This window comes from Azospirillum brasilense (assembly GCF_007827815.1).
Lineage (GTDB): Bacteria > Pseudomonadota > Alphaproteobacteria > Azospirillales > Azospirillaceae > Azospirillum > Azospirillum brasilense_C.
The window spans coordinates 253,208-273,238 of sequence record NZ_VITH01000005.1 but is presented as its reverse complement, the minus strand read 5'-3'; the positions used below and the strand labels follow the sequence as shown (position 1 = coordinate 273,238).

The window sequence follows — 20,031 nt, the reverse complement described above, 5'->3', positions numbered from 1 at the left end:
AACCGTCGCAACCGTTCGCGGAGGGAAGCCATGGCCCGCGACGACTTCCAGGCGCTTCTGACCTACATCCGAACCGACCAGCTCCAGCCGCACCGGCCCCGCTTTGGCCCGCTGGAGTCCCCGCCCCCCGTCGTCACCATCGCCCGCGAGCATGGGGCCGGCGGCGAGGCGATCGCGGCGAAGCTCGCCGCGTCGCTGGGGGTTCCCTGCTTCGACAAGGAGATCCTCGACGCCGTGGTGGCGACGGCCACCTCTGACCCGACGCTGATGCGCCAGCTCGACGAGAAGCTGCCGGGACGGGCGGGGATGTTCCTCTACGCCAGCCTGATGGGGCTGCACGACCCGCTGACCGAGTACCAGCGGCTGCTGACCCGCGTCGTCAACGGCATCGCCTTCCGCGGCGGGGTGATCGTCGGGCGTGGGGCGCATTTGCTGCTGCGCGGGGCGCCGCGCTTCCGCGTCCGCATCGTCGGCTCGGACGAGGTCTGCGCCGCGCGGCTGGCCGGCGGCGATCCCGCCAAGGTCGCCGACGCGCTGCACGAGGTGCAGCGCGTCAACGCCGCCCGCGCCAAGTATTTCAAGGAGTTCTTCAAGGTTTCCAACGGCGATCCGCTGCAGTACGACCTGATCGTCAACACCGACCGTTTCACCGACCTGGACGCCGTCACGGACCTGATCCTGCACGCCCACCGGGTCCATGGCGGTCACGCGGAGGTTCAGCCGCCCTCTTCGATCCACCAGGATTCGACCAGCGGGCCGTAGAGGGGCGTCGCCTCCGGATGCTTCAGCCGCGACCAGCGGGCCATGCGGTCGGCCGGGCTGTGGAACAGCGGCACCATGTAATGGCCCCACAGCAGCACCCGGTCGAGCGCGCGGACGCGGGCCACGAGATCGGCGCGCGTCCGCGCCTCGGCGATGGAGGCGGCGATGGCGTCCACCACCGGGTCGCGGATTCCGGGGTAGTTGCGGCTGCCCGGCTGGTCCGCCGCCTCGGACCCGTAATAGTAAAGCTGCTCGTTGCCCGGCGAGAGGCTGGAAACCCACCAGCGCAGGGTCATGTCGAAGTCGAAATGATCGAGGCGTGCCTGATACTGCGCGTTGTCCACCGTGCGCACCGTGGCGGCGATGCCCAACCGCTCCAACGAGCGGGCGTATTCCAGCGCCACCCGCTCGTCCGCCGGGTTGCCCAGCAGGATTTCGAAGGCGAAGGGACGCCCCGCCCCGTCGGTCAGCCGCCCGCCGCTCACCCGCCAGCCGGCCTCGGCCAGCAGGCGCAGCGCCTCGCGCCGATTGTCCCGTGCCCCTGCCGGGCCGCTGCCGTCGCTGCGCGGCAGTGTGAAGGGGTCTGTGAACAGCGCCGGCGGCAGGCGGTCGCGGAAGGGCTCCAGCACCGCCACTTCCTCCGGCCCCGGCAGGCCCTCCGCCGCCAGTTCGGAATTCGGGTAGTAGCTCGCCGTGCGGACCAGCGCGCCGTGGAACAGCGTCTTGCCGATCCAGGCGAAGTCGGTGGCGAGGCCGAGCGCCCGCCGCACCCGGATGTCCTGGAACGGGGGACGCCGCGTGTTGAAGATCAGGCCACGGGCGAACTCCGGGCGGCGGTGCGGCAGGTCCTCCAGCACGATCCGCCCCGCGCGCAGCGCCGGGCCGTCGTAGCCGGTGGCCCATTTGGCGGGATCGGATTCGCGCCGCACGTCGCCCTGGCCGGCCAGGAACGCCTCCAGAGCCACCGAGTCGTCGCGGTAATAGGTGAAATCCAGCGTGTCGGCGTTGAACAGCCCGCGCCGCGACGGCAGATCCCGCCCCCAGTAGTCGGCCACCCGCTCGTAGACGATGCGCCGTCCGGCCTCCGCCTGTTTGACCCGGTAGGGGCCGCTGCCCAGCGGCGGGTCGAGCGTCGTGGCGGCGAAGTCCCGCCCCGCCCACCACGCCTTGGCGTGGATCGGCATCAGCCCCATCAGCAGCGGCATCTCGCGGTCGAAACGCCCGTCCGGGCCGGGGGCGAAGGCGAAGCGGACGGTGCGCGCGTCCGGCGCCTCGGCGCTCGCCACCTTGGCGTAATACTGGCGGCGGTTCGGCGTGCCATGGGCGCGCTGGACCTCCAGCGAGAACAGCACGTCGGCGGCGGTCACCGGGGTCCCGTCGTGCCAGCGCGCGGCGGGGTTCAAATGGAAGACGGCGGCGCTCCGGTCCTCCGGCACCTCCAGGCTCTCGGCCAGCAGACCGTAGAGCGAGAAGGGCTCGTCCCACGAGCGGGCCAGCATCGTTTCGAAGACGAAACTAAGCCCCAGCGCCGGCACCCCCTTGACCACATGGGGGTTCAGCGTGTCGAAGCCGCCGGTCACCGCCTGGCGCAGTGTGCCGCCCTTCGGCGCGTCGGGATTGACGTAGGCGAAATGCGCGAAGCCCGGCGGATAGGCGGGGTCGCCGTGCATGGCGATGGCGGGCATGGCGATGGCGTGGGAGGGCCCCGGCGAGGGGTCGGCCCGCGCCGCAAGGGGAAAAAAGGCGAGACAGAGCAGCGCAAAGAGGATGCAGGGCATGGCGAAGGCTCGTCCCTTTGCCGCACCTGCGCAAGTGGCTTTGACTTACGCCCGCATCTGCCTAAACTCCGCGCGCGCGGCGCCGGGAGCTTTGGCCCGCGTCCACAACCAAGCGCAACCCGCTTTTGCAGTCGAAGGATGGTTTTCCATGGATCTCAGCAAGGTTCCGGTCGGCAAGAACGCCCCGTGGGACGTGAACGTGGTCATCGAGATCCCGTTGCGCGGCGAGCCGGTGAAGTACGAGATCGACAAGGAGTCGGGCGCGATGTTCGTCGACCGCTTCCTGCACACCGCCATGTACTACCCCTGCAACTACGGCTTCATCCCGCACACCCTGTCGGGTGACGGCGACCCGGTGGACGTCTGCGTGGTCGGCCGCCATTCGGTCATCCCGGGCGCCGTCCTGCGCTCGCGCCCGATCGGCGTGCTGTTCATGGAGGACGAGGGCGGCGAGGACGAGAAGCTGCTGGCCGTTCCGGTCGACAAGCTGCACCCCTTCTACAGCAGCGTGAAGTCCTACAAGGACCTGCCGGAGATCACCACCGAGCAGATCGCCCACTTCTTCCAGCACTACAAGGATCTGGAAAAGGGCAAGTGGGTGAAGATCCTGCGCTGGGGCGACGAGCAGGAAGCCGCCAAGAAGATCCAGGAAGGCATGGAGCGCGCCGCCGCCGCCACCAAGGGCCAACTCGGCCCGGTGGTCTGACGCGCCTCTCGACTGGACGGGTTGCAAGGGCCGGCTCCGCAGCGCGGGGCCGGTCCTGCAACGCGGGCCGGCCCCACTCCTCTTTTCCCCGTCAGGGCAGCGACTTCTCCACCGAGGTCACCGCCTCCTTCAAGATCTCCGCGCTGCGCTTCAGCGCCGCCGCCTCCTCCTCCGACAGGTCGGGCATCACCGTCTCCAGGACGCCGCCGGCGCCGATCACCCGCGGCAGCGACAGCGCCACGTCCGGCACCCCCAGAACCTCGTCGTTGAGGATGGAGCAGGTCAGCACCGCCCGCTCGTCCCCGGCGATGGCCGCCACGATGCGCGACAGGCCGCCGGCGATGCCGAAGGCGGTGTGCCCCTTGCCGTCGATGATGCGGTAGGCGGCGCGGCGCACGCCCTCGTCGATGGCGGCGCGGTCCTCCGCGGTCAGGGGACGCTTCAGCCGCTCGGCGCCGCGGTCCACCGGCAGGCAGGCCACGGTGGCGCCGGACCACAGCAGGACTTCCGAATCGCCATGCTCGCCCACCACATGGGCGTGCACCGACTTCGGCGTCACCCCCAGCCGGTCGGCCAGAAGCGCGCGGAACCGCGCGGTGTCGAGGATCGTGCCGGAGCCGATCACCCGCGACGGCGGCAGGCCGGAGATGCGGGTGGCGATCTGCGTCATCACGTCCAGCGGGTTGGTCGCCACCAGCAGGATCGCGTCGGGCGCCGCCGTCAGCACCGCCGGGATGATGGCGCCGAAGACCGCCGCGTTGCGCTCCAGCAGTTGCAGGCGCGTCTCGCCGGGCCGCTGCGCCACGCCGGCGGCCAGCACGACCACCCCGGCCCCCGCCAGCGCCGCGTAGCCGCCCTGGCGCACCTGGGCGGCGCGGGCGAAGGGTACGGCGTGGGCGATGTCCTGCGCCTGGGCCGCGGCCAGCTTCTCGTTCATGTCGACCAGCACGACCTCGCTGGCCGCACCGCTCATCACCATGGCGAATCCCGCCGTGGCGCCCACCGCGCCGGCCCCGACGATCCCGACCTTCATGGCTCCCGCTCCCTGTTCTTTTCCGTTGAGGGTCAACAGGGTGGAGCATCACGCCCGCCCGCTCAAGCCCCGATGAGCGGCAGGGATATCCGCTCCGGACGGGGGCGCGACAAAGGGCGCCTGTACAAAGGTATGACCAATGTGTATGTTGCACCGCAACATGAGCGGCGATCGGTCGCGTTCCCGTCCTGCGATTGCCTCCTTACCGCTGATTGCAACTCGACGGCCCCGGTCCGATCTTTAGCGGAATGGCGGCTGTTCGAGCCTTGCTGTGTGAGACGAACTCCCGGAACCCGGCCATGACCGTTCGCAACCTCGACCGCCTGTTCAAGCCCGCCTCCATCGCCCTGATCGGGGCGACCCGAAAGCCGAACACCATCGGCGCCGTGGTGGCCCGCAACCTGTTCAACGCCGGGTTCGACGGCCCGATCATGCCGGTGACCGGCGAGCGCGCGGTCGAGGGGGTTCTGACCTACAAGTCGGTGGACGATCTGCCGGTCACGCCGGATCTTGCGGTGATCTGCACCCCCGCCGCCACGGTGCCCGCCACTGTCGAAGCTCTGGGCAATCGCGGAACCAAGGCGGCCATCGTCATCTCCAGCGGCTTCTCCAAGGAGCAGATCCAGACCCTGCGCGAGGCGGCAAAGCCCCACCTGATGCGCGTGCTGGGTCCCAACAGCCTGGGCATCATGGTGCCGGGCCGCGGGGTCAACGCCAGCTTCGGCCACGTCACGCCGAAGAAGGGCGACGTGGCCCTGGTGGCGCAGTCCTCCATGGTGGTGACCTCGATCGCCGACTGGGCGACGGCGCGGGGGATCGGCTTCTCGCACCTGATTTCGATGGGCGACAAGGCGGACGTCGATTTCGGCGACCTGCTCGACTATCTGGCCGGCGACGCCACCGTGCGGGCCATCCTGCTCTACATCGAGAGCATCAGCGACGCCCGGAAGTTCATGTCGGCGGCGCGCTCCGCCGCCCGCCAGAAGCCGGTGATCGTCATCAAGTCCGGCCGCACCGACGAGGCGCTGGAGGCCTCGACCTCCCACACCGGAGCGCTGGCGGTGTCCGACGCGGTCTACGACGCCGCCTTCCGCCGCGCCGGCATCCTGCGCGTCACCGGGCTGGACGAGCTGTTCGACGCGGTGGGCACGCTGGGCACCGGGTCGCCGATCACCGGCGACCGGCTGGCCATCCTGACCAACGGCGGCGGCATGGGGGTGATGGCGACCGACAGCCTGATCCTGTCCGGCGGCCGGCTGGCCCAGTTCGCGCCGGAGACGATGGACGCGCTGGAGAAGGCGCTGGGCGCCGGCAGCGCCCGCAACCCGCTGCGCATCGGCGGCGACGCTCCGCCCAAGCGCTACGCCGACGCGCTGAACGCGCTGATGGGCGATCCCAACAACGATGCCGTGCTGGTGCTGAACTGCCCGACCGCGGTGACCGACGGGCGGGCCGCCGCGCAAGCCGTGGTCGACACCATGATCGCCAACAAGACGCGCAAGCACCCGGTGCTGACGAGTTGGCTGGGCGACAACACGGCGGCGGAGGCGCGCAAGCTGTTCGCCGCCAACCGCGTCCCGACCTACGACACGCCCAGCCACGCGGTGCGCGCCTTCCTGCATCTGGTGGAATACCGCCGGAACCAGGAGCTGCTGATGGAGACGCCGCCATCGGTGCCGGAGGATTTCCAGCCCGACGGCATCACGGTGCGCAAGATCATCTCCCGCGCCATCGCCGAAAAGCGCGATTGGCTGAGCGAGTACGAGGCCAAACGCGTGCTCGCCGCCTACGGCGTCCCGGTGGTGGACACCCGCCGCGCCGACACGCCGGAGGAGGCCGCCCACTGTGCCGAGATGATCGGCGGGCCGCTGGCGCTGAAGATCCTGTCGCCGGACATCACCCACAAGTCGGACGTCGGCGGCGTCGCCCTGCACCTGACCGAGCCGGCGGAGGTCAAGGCCGAGGCCGAGGCCATGCTGGCCCGCGTGCGCGAGGCGGTGCCCGACGCCCGCATCGAGGGCTTCACCGTCCAGGAGATGGCGGTGCGCGCCGACGCCTACGAGCTGATCGTCGGCATGACCGAGAACGAGCTGTTCGGCCCCGTCCTGCTGTTCGGCGAGGGCGGCATCGGGGTGGAGGTGGTGGAGGATTACGCGCTGGCATTGCCGCCGCTGAACATGAAGCTGGCGACCGAGCTGATGGGCCGCACCCGCATCTGGCGCCAGTTGCAGGGCTACCGCTCGCGCGCCGCGGTCGATCTGGAGGCGGTGGCGCTGACGCTGAACAAGATCTCCCAGCTCATCGTCGATTTCCCGGAGGTCGCCGAGCTGGACATCAACCCGCTGCTCGCCGACGCGGAAGGCGTGCTGGCGCTCGACGCCCGCATCAAGGTCGGCGTGCCGGCCCTGCCCGGCGCCAAGCGTCTGGCCATCCGCCCCTACCCCAAGGGGCTGGAGGATCGGATCACCATCAAGGACGGCCGCCAGTTCCTCGTCCGGCCCATCCTGCCGGAGGACGAGCCGCTGGTGCACCACATGGTGGCCAACCAGACGCAGGAGGACTTGCGCCTGCGCTTCTTCGCGCCGCTGAAGCGGTTGTCGCACCAGGCCGCCGCCCGCCTGACCCAGATGGACTACGACCGCGAGATGGGTCTGGTCGCCGTCGGGCCGGACCCGGAGACCGGCGACACCATCATGTACGGCGTGGTGCGCATCACCGCCGACCCCGACAACCTGCGCGCCGAATACGCCGTGATGGTGCGGTCGGACATGAAGGGCCAGGGGCTGGGCTACCAGCTGATGAACAAGATTTTGGACTACGCCCGCTCCCGCGGGATCAGGGAGGTCTACGGCGAGGTCCTGCGCGAGAACACCAGCATGCTCGGCATGTGCCGCGCGCTCGGCTTCATCCGCAAAGAGAACCTGGACGAGCCCGGCGTGGTCGAGGTGCGGATCGAGCTGGGCGGCGGGCTGGCCGCGAAATAGCCGCGGCGGCCTCCTGGACGGCGCCCCCTTGGAAGCGGCGAGGGAGAGGGCCATACTCATGGGCATGAGCGATCCGGCACCCCGCCCGATGACCGTGGAGGAATTCCTCGTCTGGAACGACGGAACGGACACCCGCTATGAGCTGGACGGCGGTCAACCCGTCGCCATGGCGCCGCCGTCCGACGCGCACGCTCTTCTCGCGGCCAACATCGTCGTCGAGTTCGGGAAACGTCTCCGCCCGCCCTGCCGGGCGCGGGTCGAAGCCGGCATCCGCCTGCCCGATCGTGACGATGCCTGGTTCCAGGCCGATGTCGCCATTGCGTGTGGACCGACGTCGAGCAAGCCGGGGACAGTGGACCCGACGATCATCGTCGAGATCCTGTCGCCCTCCACCGCCCAGTTCGACCGTGGCCGGAAGCTGGCGATCTACCGGGAAATCCCGTCGGTGCAGGAAATCCTGCTGCTCGACTCGACGAAGCGCTGCGCCGAGCTGTGGCACCGCGAGGATGAACAAAGCTGGGTGGTCCGCGACGTCATCGGGGGCGGGACGCTGCGCTTCCCCTCGGGCGGGATCGAGATCCCCATGGCCGCCCTGTATGAGGGCGTCCTCTAGACGCCCTCTCCAGCACTCAGCCTTACAGCAGCGTTTCCAGGACGCGGTCGGGCGGAGCGTGGCCGTCCGCGAAGGTCTTGATGTTGATGATGACCTTCTCGCCCATGTCGATGCGGCCCTCGATGGTGGCGGAGCCCATGTGCGGCAGCAGGACCACGTTGTCGAGCCGCAACAGCTTCGGGTTCACCGCCGGCTCATGCTCGAACACGTCCAGGCCGGCGCCGGCGATCTCGCCCTTCGACAGCATGCGGGTCAGCGCCGTCTCGTCGATGACCTCGCCGCGCGAGGTGTTGACGATGAAGCAGTGCGGGCGCAGCAGCTTCAGCCGGCGCTCCGACAGCAGGTGGTAGGTGGCCGGGGTGTGCGGGCAGTTGATGGACACCACGTCCATGCGCGCCAGCATCTGGTCCAGGCTCTCCCAATAGGTCGCCTCAAGCTCCTGCTCGACGTCCGGATAGACGCGGCGGCGGTTGTGGTAGTGGATCGACATGCCGAAGGCGCGCGCCCGCCGCGCCAGCGCCTGCCCGATGCGGCCCATGCCGAGGATGCCCAGCCGCTTGCCCTGGATGCGGTGGCCGAGCATCGTCGTCGGCCCCCAGCCCTTCCACTGGCCGGAGCGCACCAGCCGCTCGCCTTCCGCCACCCGGCGGCCGACCGCCAGCAGCAGGGCCATGGTCATGTCCGCCGTGTCTTCGGTCAGGACGCCCGGCGTGTTGGTGACGCTGATGCCGCGCTCCCGCGCCGCCTTCAGGTCGATGTGGTCGACGCCCGTCCCGAAGGAGGCGATGAGGCGGAGCTGCGGCCCGGCCTTCTCGATCACCTCGCGGTCGATGCGGTCGGTGACGGTGGGAACCAGCACGTCGGCCGCCTGCGCCACTTCGATGAGCTGCGCGTGGGTCAGGGGTTCGTCGTCGGAGTTCAGCCGTGCGTCGAACAGCTCCATCATCCGCGTCTCGATGACGTCGGGCAGTTTCCGCGTGACGACGACGAGCGGCTTCTTCTTTTCGGTCATAGACGGTGCCTCCCCCATTCCGGGCCGACGCTTGTCCTATCAAGCGGTTGGGAAGCTGTCCAGATGGCAGTGACGATTCGGCGCGGTGGCCGGCCTGATGAGCCGCCCCGCCATGTGACAAGAACCGATGCCGTGCGCCCGCCCGCGCCTTGCGCTTGCCCCCGGCGGCTACCCCTAATTATAGTGCGTCCGACTCAAATCCTTCCGATCTCCACAGCACGGGGCTGCCGGTGTTGCCGTTGCCGACGACGTCTGCCATCCGCCGCGCTCTCGCCGTTCTGGCGCTGGCCATCGCAGCCTTGGCGCCGGTCACGCCGTCCACAGCCGACGCGTCCGACGGCGCGCGGCGCGAGAAGGACCCGACCCACGCCTCGGGCCTGCCGATCCCCCGTTTCGTGTCGCTGCGCTCGGGCGAGGTGAACGCGCGCACCGGCCCCAACGTGCGCTACCCCATCGAATGGGTGTTCACCCGCAAGGAAATGCCGGTCGAGATCACCCAGGAGTTCGACACCTGGCGGCGCATCCGCGACTGGGAGGGCAGCGAGGGCTGGGTCCACCAGAGCATGCTGTCGGGCAAGCGCAGCATCGTCATCACCGGCGACATCCGCACCGTCCGCAAAGAGCCGCGCGGCGATGCCGCCGTCGTGGCCCGCGCCCAGCCGGGGGTGATCGGCTGGCTGCGCAAGTGCAAGGGCGAGTGGTGCGAGGTGGACCTGAAGGGCTATCGCGGCTGGATGAGCCGCGGTGAGTTCTGGGGCGCCTACAAGGACGAGACGTTCGAGTAACCGGCAAGCGTTGCCCCCACCCTTCCCACGGCTGGCGCCGCGGGCCCCTCCCCTCCCCCGCTTCGCAGGAGAGGGAGACAGTTCCCTCCCCTGCGAAGCGGGGGAGGGCTAGGGAGGGGGCAAGGGTCCCCTCTACCCGAAGTCCCCCGCAAGCTCCGCCCGCACCGCCTCCGGCACCACCGCCATGTGGCCGTAGCGGGAATGGCCGATGCCGAGGATCACTTCCGTCCCGGGGGTGCGGAAGGCGGCGATCTGCTCCGGCGTGAAGTCGAAATGCAGGAAATGGACGGCGGACGCCTTGCCGGCCTCGTTCGTGCGCTCCACGTCCTCCTCCGGCCGGCCGGGCACCGTGTGGCCGGCGAAGCGCAGAGTCACCGTGCGCTCCACACCGCCCAACCCGCCGAGCTCGGCGGCGCGGCGCGCCGGGTCGGCGATCTCGAACATCAGCGTGGCGACCAGTTCCGTCCCTTGCGGGATCAGGCCGTTGTAGGCGCGAAGCTCGCCGTCGATCTGCGCCTCGCCGCCCCGCTCGATGAACAGCATCTCGTGGACCTGCTGCCACATCGTCTCGTAATTCTCGAAATGGACGACGGCGCAGGGGCCGACCGCGACGCGGCGCCTCTTCTTCACGGCGACCAGGGCGCTGCGGCGGGCCGCGCGTTCGCGGGCGTAGCGGTCCAGGGGAAGGATGTCGGCGCGGGTGATTTCGGTCCGGCGCGCCGTCATGACGACAGCTGGTCCAGCATCCTCTGGAAGCGTCCGGCGTGGCTCCGCTCGGCCTTGGCCAGCGTCTCGAACCAGTCCGCGACCTCCTCGAAGCCTTCCTCGCGGGCGGTGCGGGCCATGCCCGGATACATGTCGGTGTATTCGTGGGTCTCGCCGGCGATGGCGGCCCTGAGGTTGCTCACCGTGTCGCCGATGGGCAGGCCGGTGATCGGGTCGCCGGCCTCCTCCAGGAATTCCAGATGGCCGTGGGCGTGGCCGGTTTCGCCTTCCGCCGTGGAGCGGAAGACGGCGGCGACCTCGTTGTGGCCTTCCACGTCGGCCTTCTGGGCGAAATAGAGATAGCGGCGGTTGGCCTGGCTCTCCCCCGCGAAGGCCGCCTTGAGGTTCTGCTCGGTCTTCGTGCCCTTCAGCGACATGGCGGCGTTCTCCAGACGGGGTTCTGTCCGGCCCGGCCGCGCGCGGGCGTGGGGCCTCCGGCGGCCGAGCCTCGGCTACGGCTTATGCCATTGCTCCCAAAACGCGTCAATGTTCCGGAAATTCCCCAGGGACCCGGTTGGACGACCGTTTTTTCCGTGACGCGGCCAGCGGCCGGCCGTCCCTCAGCGGTCCTCGCCCTGCTCCGCGCTCAGCCGGACGATCACGTCCACCCGCGCGATGCGCGTGCCCGGCGGGGCCGGCGGCAGATGCTGCACCACCACGTCGTCGCCGGGGATGTCCTCCAGCCGGCCCGTCCCTTCCAGGAAGAAATGGTGATGGTCGCTGGTGTTGGTGTCGAAGTAGGACTTGCCAGCCTCCACCACCACCTCGCGCAGCAGGCCGGCGGCGGTGAACTGGTTCAGCGTGTTGTAGACCGTGGCCAGCGACACCCGCAGGTCCGCCCCCATCGCCTCGGTGTGGAGTTGCTCGGCGGTGACGTGGCGGTGCTCCCCTTCGAACAGCAGGCGGGCCAGCCCCAGACGCTGGCGCGTCGGGCGGAAGCCGGCCGTCTGCAGGCGGTCGAGGGCGCGCTTGAAGGGTCGGGTGCCGGTCATCGTCGTCTGTTCGCCCAGGTTCAGGTCACAAAGTCAGAACGCGAAACGGACCGCGGCGATCCGCCGCAGCCCGCTCACTTTAGAACGATTTCAGGTCGGGGAGCAAGAGCCCCCGCAAAACCGCGGGCCGCCGGCGTCAGTAGCCGGTGGCGATCCGCTCGACCAGCTGCTTCACGGTCGGGATGAAGCCGTCCTTGTAGTACGGGTCCGACGCGAAGCGGAAGGCGTTGTGACCGGCGAACATGAGCTGGTTTTCGCAGTCGTCGGTGTGGCTGACCGCCTGCAGGGTCTTCTGGATGCAGTAGGAGCGCGGATCGGCGCGCTTGCCGTTCGTGCCTTCCTCGTTCTGCGCCCAGTTGGAGAAGTTGCAGGCCGACAGGCAGCCCATGCAGTCCACCTGGTCGCGGTGGATGCGCTCCGCCTGCTCCGGCGTGACGAAGATGACCGTGCTGTCCGGCGTCTTCAGGCCGCTGGTGAAGCCCTGGGACAGCCAGCCCTCGGCGCGGGCCTTGTCCGTCTCGGTCACATAGACCGGGCGGCCGCGCGGGCCCAGCGGCAGCTCGGCGGAATGCTCGCCCACCGGCTTGGGCAGATAGGCCACCTGACGCTCGGAGCGGGCCATCAGGTCCATCAGGAACGGGTTCTTGACGGCGGAGGAGTAGAACCCCGTCGGCGAGAAGCGGTTCAGGAAGACGTCGCCTTCCTTCAGCGTCAGCAGGCGCTGCTTCCAGGCGTTGGAGATCGGGCTCTCCTGCGTCAGCAGCGGGCGCGTGCCGAACTGGAAGGCCACCGGGCCGAGGTCGGGGTTGTCGATCCAGTCTTCCCAGTCCGACAGCCACCAGACGCCGCCCGCCATGACGATGGGGGTGTCGTTCAGGCCGAAGCTGTTCAGCATCTGGCGCAGCGCCAGGACGCGGGGGAACGGATCCTCCGGCTTCAGCGGGTCCTCGGAGTTGGACAGGCCGTTGTGGCCACCGGCCAGCCACGGGTCCTCGTAGACCACGCCGCCCAGATTCTCGCGGAACTTGTGATAGGCGCGCAGCCACAGGGCGCGGAAGGCGCGGGCCGAGGAGACGATGGGGTAGTAGTGCACGCCGTAGCGCACGGCGATCTCCGCCACGCGGTAGGGCATGCCGGCGCCGCAGGTGACGCCGTGGATCATGCCCTGCGAGCCTTCCAGCACGCCGTGCAGGATGTGCTCGGCGCCGCCCATCTCCCACAGGACGTTCATGTGGATGCGGCCCTGGCCGTTCGACGTCTCGTGCGCGATGCGGGCCTGCGCGATGCCGCCCTCGATGCCGAACTTGATCAGCTCGTCATGACGCTCGCGGCGGGTTTTGCCGTGATAGACCTGCGGCAGGAGATTCCCGTTCTCGTCGTAGCTGTCGGCGTTCACGCCCGAGAATGTGCCGATACCCCCGGCCGCCGACCAGGCGCCCGAGCTTTCCCCGTTGGAGACGGCAATTCCCTTGCCACCCTCGACGAGCGGCAGAACCTCCCGGCCAGACATCAGCAACGGCTTAAGCGCCTTCAACGAAACCTCCAAGACCATGAGAGCGCCCGCGCACGGGCGCCCGGACAGCGCGACCCGAAAGACGACGAAAAACGCCGCCGGGAGTCGTGCCCCCGACGGCCTGGCCGCCATGAGCGATCTATATATGAGGAAATTTCCGTGCGGACGAGCGGATTCGCGGTGTTAGAAAAAAATCTGTCACCGCGACAGTTCCCCAAACGTCAACCGGCGGTCCCAACGGCAACCGCTTCACAGCGGTGTCGGTTCGGCCAGTTCTACGGCGAGCCGGCCCGGCGCGTCGGTGAAGAGTCCGGTCACACCCCAGCCGAACAGCGTCCGCGCCCGCGCCGCGTCGTTGACCGTGTAGGCCAGCACCGGGCGCCCGGTGGCGCGGTAGGCAGCGACGCTCTCCGCCGTCTGACGATCCTGATGGACGTTCAGCGTGGCCGCGCCGATGCGGTCGGCGATGGCCGCCCAGTCGGCGGGCGGGTCCCACAGCAGGTAGCCGCGCGGAATCTCCGGCGCCCGGTCGCGCGCCACCTCCAGACAGGGCACCTCGAAACTGGACACCAGCAGGGGCAGGCCGGCGGGCCACAGCCGCGTCAGCAACTCCAGCGCAACGTCCGCCGTCGGCACCTCCTGGCCGGGATAGGGTTTGATCTCCAGATTCAGGCCCAGGCCCAACTTGCGGATCACGCCCAGCGCCTCCTCCAGGGTCGGCACCGTTTCGCTGGCGAAACGGGTGTCGAACCAGGAACCGGCGTCCAGCGCCTTCAGCTCCGCCAGGGTCAGGTCCGGCACCGGCCCGGCGCCGTTGGTGGTGCGCTCCAGCGTGTCGTCGTGGATCAGCACCGGCACACGGTCGCGGGTGAGCATCACGTCGACCTCGACCCAGGCGGCGCCCTGGCGGGCGGCCTCGCGCAGGCTGGCGAGGGTGTTTTCCGGCGCGCTTTCCTTGGCGCCGCGGTGGCCGATCAGGCGGGGAAGAGTCGACAGCATGGGTCCTGCGGGAGTAAGAGCGGGCCTCTCATACTAGGCGCAAAGCGGCGGATCGGGAACGAGCGATGAAGGCAGCCCACAGCGTGACCGATCTGGTGGCCGCCGGGCTGATGACGCCCGCGGCGGGCGAGGCCGTGGCCACCGTGGCCGACCGCTACGCCATCGCCCTGACCCCGTACCTGCTGGAAACGCTGGCGAACGCCGCGCCCGGCGATCCCCTGTACGCGCAGTACGTCCCCACTCCGGAAGAGGCGTACACCGCCCCGGAGGAGCGCGAGGACCCCATCGGCGACGTGGTGCGCAGCCCGGTCAAGGGCATCGTCCACCGCTACCCCGACCGGGTCCTGCTGAAGCCGCTGCACGCCTGCGCGGTCTATTGCCGTTTCTGCTTCCGCCGGGAAATGGTCGGTCCGGGCGGCGAGGCCCTGTCGCCCGAGGAGCTGGACGCCGCCCTGGCGTACGTGCGTACGCACCCGGAGGTGTGGGAGGTGGTGGTGACCGGCGGCGATCCCCTTCTGCTGTCGCCGCGGCGCCTCTCCCACATCGTCCGCAGCCTGTCGGACATCCCGCATGTCGGGGTGGTCCGGCTGCACACCCGCATCCCCGTCGCCGACCCGGCGCGCGTCACCGCGGAGTTGGTCGAGGCGCTGAAGGCGCCGGAGCTGGCGACCTGGATGGCCATCCACGTCAACCACGCCGACGAATTGACGGAGCCGGCGCGCGGCGCCATCGCCCGTCTGGCCGACGCCGGCATTCCCCTGCTGGGCCAGACGGTGCTGCTGAAGGGCATCAACGACGACGCGACGGCTCTGGAGGCGCTGTTCCGGGGCTTGGTGCGCAACCGGATCAAACCCTATTACCTGCACCATCCCGACCTCGCCGCCGGCACCAGCCATTTCCGCCCGACCCTGGCCGAGGGGCAGGCGCTGGTGAAGGGATTGCGCGGGCGCGTCTCCGGCCTCTGCCAGCCGACCTATGTGCTGGACATCCCCGGCGGGCACGGCAAGGCTCCCGCCGCACCGGGCTGGGTGCGGCCCGATGGCGAGGGCGGCTATCTCGCGGAGGACTTCACCGGGGCAACGCACCGCTACCGCGGCTGATCAGCGCGTCCCCAGCCCCGGCCCCAACCCGAACAGCGGGTCCGGGTTGAGAACCACGCCATGGACGGCGACGATGGAGGCGAAGCCGGTCCACAGCACCAGCGGCAGCCAGCTCGCCGCGATGGCGCGGTCGTCCGGCCAGACCAGCAGCACGCAGGTCGAGGCGATGATGAAGTAGGCGATGGTCCAGGCCGCCGCCAGGATCGGGCTGCCCATCGTGAAATAGGCGAATCCGAAGCTGGCGTAGAGCAGCCACAGCGCTCCCTGCATCCCGATCAACGCCGGGCGCCAGCGGATCGGCCAGGGCGCGTTCAGCATCCGCACGCAACCCCAGAGCTGGATCAGGCTGATGCTGAACCAGACGACGGGAAAGGCCCAGCCCGGCGGCTGCAGCGGCGAGGGCTGGTAGCCGGGAAACGGCTCCCCGCCCCGCTCGAACACGCCATAGGTGTTGGTGAGCAGCCAGAAGACCAGAGCCTGCCACCAATACACCCGGAAGGGCAGCGGGCCGGTGTCGGTTGCGGGTTCCGTCGGGACGAAGGAGCGGTGGTTCATGCCTTAGGAAATGGCACGGCTCCGCTTGCGGTCAAGCGCATGGATGACGCATCCGGCGGAGCGCCGGAACAGCCGAGCCTCCTCGCTGGTTTTCCTCTCGCAATGCGTCGGGGGAGGATCGGGCGATGCGGTGGCAGGACGGTCGCGAGAGCGAGAATGTCGAGGACCGGCGCGGCGCGCCCGGAAGCGGCGGGTTCCGCACGGGCGGAATCGGCATCCCCATCGGGCGCGGCGGCATCGGGATCGGCGGGCTGGCGGTGATCGTGGTGGTCTCGCTCCTGCTCGGCATCAACCCGCTGGACCTGCTGCAGGGCACCGTCCCGCAGGAGCAAGCCCGCAACGAGCAAACCGACGCCCCGCGCGGCGGTGGGGATGACGAGTTGAAGCGCTTCGTCTCCGTCGTCCTCGCCGACACCGAGGACACTTGGACCGCCCAGTTCCAGCAGATGGGCCGGACCTACCAGGACCCGGCGCTGGTGCTGTTCTCCGGCACGGTGGATTCCGGCTGTGGCTTCGCCCAGGCGGCCATGGGGCCCTTCTACTGCCCGCAAGACCGCAAGGTGTACATCGACCTCAGCTTCTACCGCGATCTGCGCGACCGCTTCCGCGCGCCGGGCGACTTCGCCCAGGCCTATGTGATCGCCCATGAGGTCGGCCACCATGTGCAGAACCTGCTGGGCATCTCCGACCGGGTGCAGCAGGCCCAGCGGCAGGCCGGCTCCCAGGCCGACGCCAACGGGCTGTCGGTGCGGCTGGAACTTCAGGCCGACTGCTTCGCCGGGCTGTGGGCCAACCACGCCAACCGCGAGCGCCAGATCATCGAGCCCGGCGACGTCGAGGAGGCTCTGACGGCGGCGAGCGCCATCGGCGACGATCGTCTGCAGCGCCAGTCGCGCGGCACCGTGGCCCCCGACAGCTTCACCCACGGCAGCTCGGCCCAGCGGGTGCGCTGGTTCCGCACCGGTCTGGAGAGCGGTCAGATGAAGGCCTGCGACACCTTCGGGACGGAGCGGCTGTAGGCGTTCGCCACCAGTCACCCGACGTCGGACAGCGACGCGGGCAGGCGTGAGCGCACCGGCTGGCGCCGGTCGATCACCTCGGTGACGGCTCCCGTCGAGTCACGCCTGATTTCGGCCAGAAGCACGCCGTTTTCCGGTGCGGCGTCCTCGCCGATCCGCAGGGAGGCCGCCAGATCCATCGTGGTTCCATCCCGGCTGACCGACGGCGCGTCAGGCCAGAACAGGTGAACGTAGCAGGAGGCGGATGAGCCGCCGGGTACGGTCAGGATTGCGCCGTCGCCGGGCAACACCATAAAGCGGCCGGCGGCGTCGAAGCCCGCACCGCATCCCACCGTCAGGCGATCGCCGCCGGTGTGAACGACCGCCAGCCCTTCCAGCACGCCGGGCGTGTAGAGCATGCGGTTCTGCAAGGCGTTCCAATTCAGGAAGAACCGCTGTTCGAGCGTCATCAGGTCGCTCGTCAGGAACATGCCATTGCCGTAGTGCAGACAGCGGGTGGCGTCGGCGGGAATGGAAACGGGCATCGCGGTTCACCGGGGCCGTGGGACAGGGTGCGTTGATCGTAGGACAACGCAAGCCCGGAACGAAGAACAACGGCAGCGGGTGAACGCGTCCCCCTGGTCGCGTGAAAGACAGCGGCGAGGAGGGTTGGAGGGAGGCTGTCGCCCCCTCCCCGACCCTCCCCCGCTCGCGCGGGAGAGGGAGAAAAGGACCCCGCTTATCAGGCGGCGGGGCCGTCCTTCTTGGTCAGGTCTTCGCCGGTGGCCTGGTCGACCTGCTTCATCGACAGCTTGACCTTGCCGCGGTCGTCGAAGCCGATGACCTTCACCTTCACCGAGTCACCCTGCGACACCACGTCCGACACCTTGCCGACGCGCTGCTGCGCCAGCTCGGAGATGTGGACGAGGCCGTCGCGCGAGCCCAGGAAGTTCACGAAGGCGCCGAAATCGACGACCTTCACGACCTTGCCGGTGTAGACCACGTTCATTTCCGGCTCGGCGACGATGCCCTTGATCCAGTCGATGGCGGCCTGGGCGGCCTTGGTGTCCACCGCGGCGACCTTCACCGTGCCGTCGTCCTCGATGTCGATCTTGGCGCCGGTCTGCTCCACGATCTCGCGGATCACCTTGCCGCCGGAGCCGATCACGTCGCGGATCTTCTCCTTCGGGATGTTGATCACGGTGATGCGCGGGGCGTTCTCGTTCACCGCCTCGCGGGCGCCGGTCAGGGCCTTGGACATCTCGCCCAGGATGTGCAGGCGGCCGTCCTTGGCCTGGCCCAGGGCGATCTTCATGATCTCCTCGGTGATCGAGGTGATCTTGATGTCCATCTGGAGCGCGGTGATGCCCGCGTCGGTGCCGGCCACCTTGAAGTCCATGTCGCCCAGGTGATCCTCGTCACCCAGGATGTCCGACAGGACCGCGAAGCCGTCGTCTTCCTTGATCAGGCCCATGGCGATGCCGGCCACCGGGCGCGCCAGCGGAGCGCCGGCGTCCATCAGCGACAGCGAGGTGCCGCACACCGTCGCCATCGACGAGGAGCCGTTGGACTCGGTCACTTCCGACACCACGCGGAGCGTGTAGGGGAAGTCTTCCTTCTTCGGCAGCAGCGGGTGGATGGCGCGCCACGCCAGCTTGCCGTGGCCGATCTCGCGGCGGCCCGGCGAGCCCATGCGGCCGGCCTCGCCCACCGAGTACGGAGGGAAGTTGTAGTGGAGCATGAAATGCTCGCGGTACTCGCCCTGCAGCGCGTCGATGATCTGCTCGTCCTGGCTGGTGCCCAGCGTGGTGACGACCAGCGCCTGCGTCTCGCCGCGGGTGAACAGCGCCGAACCGTGGGCGCGCGGCAGCACGCCGACCTCCGACACGATCGGGCGGACCGTCTTGGTGTCGCGGCCGTCGATGCGGCGGCCGGTCTTCAGGACGGCGCCGCGCAGGATGTCGGCCTCCAGCTCCTTGAACTCGGTCACGATGGCCTGGGTCTCATGGGCCTCGGCCAGAGCCTCCAGCGCCTTCGCCTTGGCGGCGCCGATCTTCTCGTAGCGGACCTGCTTCACCGTCTCGGTGTAGGCGGCCTCGACGTCGGCGCCGACGGTCGCGCGCAGCTTCGCCTTCAGGGCGGCGCGGTCGTAGGCCGGCTCCGGCAGGTCCCACGGCTCCTTGGCGCACTCTTCGGCGAGATCGATGATGGCGTCGATGACCGGCTGGAAACCGCTGTGGCCGAACATCACGGCGCCCAGCATGACCTCCTCGGACAGCTCCTTGGCTTCCGATTCGACCATCAGCACGCCGTCCTGGGTGCCGGCGACCACGAGGTCGAGCGCGGAACCGTCAACGGAGTCCATGGTCGGGTTCAGCACATACTGGCCGTCGACGTAGCCGACGCGGGCGGCGCCGATCGGACCGAGGAACGGGATGCCGGAGATCGTCAGTGCGGCCGAGGTGCCGACCATCGCGACGATGTCCGGATCGTTCTCCAGATCGTGGCTCAGCACGGTGCAGATGACCTGCGTCTCGTTGCGGAAGCCATCGGCGAACAGCGGACGGATGGGGCGGTCGATCAGGCGGCTGACCAGCGTCTCCTTCTCCGTCGGGCGGCCTTCACGCTTGAAGAAGCCGCCGGGAATCTTGCCGGCTGCGAAGGACTTTTCCTGGTAATTGACCGTCAGCGGAAAGAAATCGACGCCCGGCTTCGGCGACTTGGCGCCGACGACCGTGCAGAGGACCGTGGTCTCACCATAGGTGACCAGCACCGCGCCGTCGGCCTGACGAGCGATCTTGCCCGTCTCGAACGTCAGCTTGCGTCCACCCCATTCGATTTCTTTGCGGAAAACTTTGAACATGGATTCTTCCTTCCATCCGACACCTAGGCCCGCCGGATTGCTGGCCTAAGCCGGGGTCATCGGTCGTCGGACCCCGCATGTGAAAACCCAACAAAGGGCAAAACCCGAAAAGGGCTAAAAAAACAAACGGCCGGTCCCGGAAGGTCCGGGCCGGCCGTCTGACTAGAACATACCTTCGCGAACAACCAAACGCCCCGACCGGCGCGACACTTCCCGGTGCACCGAAGGACGGTGCGGCGGATCGAGCGCGGATCGGGACGGATGTTCGGTCACCAGGACGGACGCCTTTTGAAAATCAGCGACGCAGGCCCAGACGCTCGATGAGCGTGGCGTAGCGGCTGTTGTCCTTCTTCTTGAGATAATCGAGAAGACGGCGGCGCTGGCCGACCATCACCAGCAGACCACGGCGGGAGTGGAAGTCCTTCTTGTGGCCCTGCAGGTGCTCGGTCAGGTTCCGGATGCGCTCGGACAGGATCGCGACCTGGACCTCGGGCGAACCGGTGTCGTTGGTGCCGCGCGAATAGTCCTTAATGAGTTCCTGCTTGCGATCGGGCGTGATCGACATCGGGGTCT

The 20,031-nt window shown here is 69.0% G+C and carries 19 protein-coding genes; 7 read left to right on the top strand and 12 right to left on the bottom strand.

Going from position 1 to position 20,031, the window contains the following annotated elements:
• Nucleotides 1-30 precede the first annotated feature (30 nt).
• The gene (locus tag FBZ83_RS12495; RefSeq protein ID WP_145682995.1) at nucleotides 31-762 is read left to right on the top strand and encodes an AAA family ATPase; all 732 of its coding nucleotides are present in this window, start codon (nucleotides 31-33) and stop codon (nucleotides 760-762) included.
• Here the strand turns inward: FBZ83_RS12495 and FBZ83_RS12490 are convergent.
• The gene (locus FBZ83_RS12490) at nucleotides 717-2,540 is read right to left on the bottom strand and encodes an extracellular solute-binding protein (protein WP_145682992.1); all 1,824 of its coding nucleotides are present in this window, start codon (nucleotides 2,538-2,540) and stop codon (nucleotides 717-719) included. The genes FBZ83_RS12495 and FBZ83_RS12490 overlap by 46 nt on opposite strands.
• A 148-nt stretch (nucleotides 2,541-2,688) precedes the next feature.
• Between FBZ83_RS12490 and ppa the strand changes: the two genes are divergently transcribed.
• Nucleotides 2,689-3,246, top strand: coding sequence for an inorganic diphosphatase (gene ppa / locus FBZ83_RS12485; protein ID WP_035670072.1), 558 nt, complete (start codon nucleotides 2,689-2,691; stop codon nucleotides 3,244-3,246).
• Between the two features lie 91 nt (nucleotides 3,247-3,337).
• On the opposite strand, the gene FBZ83_RS12480 is transcribed toward ppa, so the two are convergent.
• On the bottom strand, nucleotides 3,338-4,279 hold the full coding sequence (locus FBZ83_RS12480) for an L-lactate dehydrogenase (RefSeq protein ID WP_145682990.1): 942 nt from the start codon (nucleotides 4,277-4,279) through the stop codon (nucleotides 3,338-3,340).
• Between the two features lie 299 nt (nucleotides 4,280-4,578).
• Here FBZ83_RS12480 and FBZ83_RS12475 point away from each other — a divergent pair, with 299 nt between their 5' ends.
• Nucleotides 4,579-7,263 (top strand): bifunctional acetate--CoA ligase family protein/GNAT family N-acetyltransferase, encoded by a 2,685-nt coding sequence (locus tag FBZ83_RS12475; protein WP_145682989.1) that lies wholly within the window; start codon nucleotides 4,579-4,581, stop codon nucleotides 7,261-7,263.
• Between the two features lie 58 nt (nucleotides 7,264-7,321).
• Nucleotides 7,322-7,876 (top strand): Uma2 family endonuclease, encoded by a 555-nt coding sequence (locus FBZ83_RS12470; RefSeq protein ID WP_145682987.1) that lies wholly within the window; start codon nucleotides 7,322-7,324, stop codon nucleotides 7,874-7,876.
• A 22-nt stretch (nucleotides 7,877-7,898) separates the two neighbouring features.
• On the opposite strand, the gene FBZ83_RS12465 is transcribed toward FBZ83_RS12470, so the two are convergent.
• A complete protein-coding gene (locus FBZ83_RS12465; protein WP_145682982.1) occupies nucleotides 7,899-8,888 on the bottom strand; it encodes a 2-hydroxyacid dehydrogenase in 990 nt (329 codons plus the stop codon).
• A 230-nt stretch (nucleotides 8,889-9,118) separates the two neighbouring features.
• Here FBZ83_RS12465 and FBZ83_RS12460 point away from each other — a divergent pair, with 230 nt between their 5' ends.
• Nucleotides 9,119-9,673: an SH3 domain-containing protein gene (locus tag FBZ83_RS12460; RefSeq protein ID WP_137103725.1), complete on the top strand. Its 555-nt coding sequence runs from the start codon at nucleotides 9,119-9,121 to the stop codon at nucleotides 9,671-9,673.
• 132 nt (nucleotides 9,674-9,805) lie between these two features.
• Here the strand turns inward: FBZ83_RS12460 and FBZ83_RS12455 are convergent, their stop codons facing one another.
• The 5 genes from FBZ83_RS12455 to FBZ83_RS12435 all read right to left on the bottom strand — a co-directional run bounded on the left by FBZ83_RS12455 (nucleotide 9,806) and on the right by FBZ83_RS12435 (nucleotide 13,942).
• Complete coding sequence (locus FBZ83_RS12455; RefSeq protein ID WP_145682975.1) at nucleotides 9,806-10,399, bottom strand: DUF3501 family protein; 594 nt, start codon at nucleotides 10,397-10,399, stop codon at nucleotides 9,806-9,808.
• A complete protein-coding gene (locus tag FBZ83_RS12450) occupies nucleotides 10,396-10,815 on the bottom strand; it encodes a rubrerythrin family protein (RefSeq protein WP_145682973.1) in 420 nt (139 codons plus the stop codon). The genes FBZ83_RS12455 and FBZ83_RS12450 overlap by 4 nt, the downstream gene beginning before the upstream one ends.
• A gap of 183 nt (nucleotides 10,816-10,998) precedes the next feature.
• Nucleotides 10,999-11,430, bottom strand: coding sequence for an iron response transcriptional regulator IrrA (gene irrA, locus FBZ83_RS12445; protein WP_014238832.1), 432 nt, complete (start codon nucleotides 11,428-11,430; stop codon nucleotides 10,999-11,001).
• A gap of 136 nt (nucleotides 11,431-11,566) precedes the next feature.
• Nucleotides 11,567-12,964, bottom strand: coding sequence for an NAD(P)H-dependent flavin oxidoreductase (locus FBZ83_RS12440; RefSeq protein ID WP_247888275.1), 1,398 nt, complete (start codon nucleotides 12,962-12,964; stop codon nucleotides 11,567-11,569).
• A gap of 228 nt (nucleotides 12,965-13,192) precedes the next feature.
• Nucleotides 13,193-13,942: a glycerophosphoryl diester phosphodiesterase gene (locus tag FBZ83_RS12435; RefSeq protein WP_145682968.1), complete on the bottom strand. Its 750-nt coding sequence runs from the start codon at nucleotides 13,940-13,942 to the stop codon at nucleotides 13,193-13,195.
• Between the two features lie 65 nt (nucleotides 13,943-14,007).
• On the opposite strand from FBZ83_RS12435, the gene FBZ83_RS12430 reads away from it, so the two are divergent.
• Complete coding sequence (locus FBZ83_RS12430; RefSeq protein WP_145682966.1) at nucleotides 14,008-15,042, top strand: lysine-2,3-aminomutase-like protein; 1,035 nt, start codon at nucleotides 14,008-14,010, stop codon at nucleotides 15,040-15,042.
• Here FBZ83_RS12430 and FBZ83_RS12425 read toward each other — a convergent pair whose 3' ends face one another.
• The gene (locus tag FBZ83_RS12425) at nucleotides 15,043-15,597 is read right to left on the bottom strand and encodes a TspO/MBR family protein (RefSeq protein WP_145682964.1); all 555 of its coding nucleotides are present in this window, start codon (nucleotides 15,595-15,597) and stop codon (nucleotides 15,043-15,045) included.
• 125 nt (nucleotides 15,598-15,722) lie between these two features.
• Here FBZ83_RS12425 and ypfJ point away from each other — a divergent pair, with 125 nt between their 5' ends.
• Nucleotides 15,723-16,616: a KPN_02809 family neutral zinc metallopeptidase gene (ypfJ, locus tag FBZ83_RS12420; protein ID WP_145682963.1), complete on the top strand. Its 894-nt coding sequence runs from the start codon at nucleotides 15,723-15,725 to the stop codon at nucleotides 16,614-16,616.
• 14 nt (nucleotides 16,617-16,630) lie between these two features.
• Here the strand turns inward: ypfJ and FBZ83_RS12415 are convergent, their stop codons facing one another.
• The 3 genes from FBZ83_RS12415 to rpsO all read right to left on the bottom strand — a co-directional run bounded on the left by FBZ83_RS12415 (nucleotide 16,631) and on the right by rpsO (nucleotide 20,023).
• A complete protein-coding gene (locus tag FBZ83_RS12415; protein WP_145682961.1) occupies nucleotides 16,631-17,140 on the bottom strand; it encodes a hypothetical protein in 510 nt (169 codons plus the stop codon).
• Nucleotides 17,141-17,337: 197 nt separating this feature from the next.
• Nucleotides 17,338-19,458: a polyribonucleotide nucleotidyltransferase gene (gene pnp / locus FBZ83_RS12410; RefSeq protein WP_145682959.1), complete on the bottom strand. Its 2,121-nt coding sequence runs from the start codon at nucleotides 19,456-19,458 to the stop codon at nucleotides 17,338-17,340.
• A gap of 295 nt (nucleotides 19,459-19,753) precedes the next feature.
• Nucleotides 19,754-20,023 (bottom strand): 30S ribosomal protein S15, encoded by a 270-nt coding sequence (gene rpsO / locus FBZ83_RS12405; RefSeq protein WP_035670129.1) that lies wholly within the window; start codon nucleotides 20,021-20,023, stop codon nucleotides 19,754-19,756.
• Nucleotides 20,024-20,031: the final 8 nt, after the last annotated feature.

What these genes read in the sequence shown, in the direction of transcription:
- FBZ83_RS12495 (WP_145682995.1), top strand. Translation starts at nt 31, where the DNA reads ATGGCCCGCGACGACTTCCAGGCGCTTCTGACCTACATCCGAACCGAC.
- FBZ83_RS12490 (WP_145682992.1), bottom strand. Translation starts at nt 2,540, where the DNA reads ATGCCCTGCATCCTCTTTGCGCTGCTCTGTCTCGCCTTTTTTCCCCTT.
- ppa (WP_035670072.1), top strand. Translation starts at nt 2,689, where the DNA reads ATGGATCTCAGCAAGGTTCCGGTCGGCAAGAACGCCCCGTGGGACGTG.
- FBZ83_RS12480 (WP_145682990.1), bottom strand. Translation starts at nt 4,279, where the DNA reads ATGAAGGTCGGGATCGTCGGGGCCGGCGCGGTGGGCGCCACGGCGGGA.
- FBZ83_RS12475 (WP_145682989.1), top strand. Translation starts at nt 4,579, where the DNA reads ATGACCGTTCGCAACCTCGACCGCCTGTTCAAGCCCGCCTCCATCGCC.
- FBZ83_RS12470 (WP_145682987.1), top strand. Translation starts at nt 7,322, where the DNA reads ATGGGCATGAGCGATCCGGCACCCCGCCCGATGACCGTGGAGGAATTC.
- FBZ83_RS12465 (WP_145682982.1), bottom strand. Translation starts at nt 8,888, where the DNA reads ATGACCGAAAAGAAGAAGCCGCTCGTCGTCGTCACGCGGAAACTGCCC.
- FBZ83_RS12455 (WP_145682975.1), bottom strand. Translation starts at nt 10,399, where the DNA reads ATGACGGCGCGCCGGACCGAAATCACCCGCGCCGACATCCTTCCCCTG.
- FBZ83_RS12450 (WP_145682973.1), bottom strand. Translation starts at nt 10,815, where the DNA reads ATGTCGCTGAAGGGCACGAAGACCGAGCAGAACCTCAAGGCGGCCTTC.
- irrA (WP_014238832.1), bottom strand. Translation starts at nt 11,430, where the DNA reads ATGACCGGCACCCGACCCTTCAAGCGCGCCCTCGACCGCCTGCAGACG.
- FBZ83_RS12435 (WP_145682968.1), bottom strand. Translation starts at nt 13,942, where the DNA reads ATGCTGTCGACTCTTCCCCGCCTGATCGGCCACCGCGGCGCCAAGGAA.
- FBZ83_RS12430 (WP_145682966.1), top strand. Translation starts at nt 14,008, where the DNA reads ATGAAGGCAGCCCACAGCGTGACCGATCTGGTGGCCGCCGGGCTGATG.
- FBZ83_RS12425 (WP_145682964.1), bottom strand. Translation starts at nt 15,597, where the DNA reads ATGAACCACCGCTCCTTCGTCCCGACGGAACCCGCAACCGACACCGGC.
- ypfJ (WP_145682963.1), top strand. Translation starts at nt 15,723, where the DNA reads ATGCGGTGGCAGGACGGTCGCGAGAGCGAGAATGTCGAGGACCGGCGC.
- FBZ83_RS12415 (WP_145682961.1), bottom strand. Translation starts at nt 17,140, where the DNA reads ATGCCCGTTTCCATTCCCGCCGACGCCACCCGCTGTCTGCACTACGGC.
- pnp (WP_145682959.1), bottom strand. Translation starts at nt 19,458, where the DNA reads ATGTTCAAAGTTTTCCGCAAAGAAATCGAATGGGGTGGACGCAAGCTG.
- rpsO (WP_035670129.1), bottom strand. Translation starts at nt 20,023, where the DNA reads ATGTCGATCACGCCCGATCGCAAGCAGGAACTCATTAAGGACTATTCG.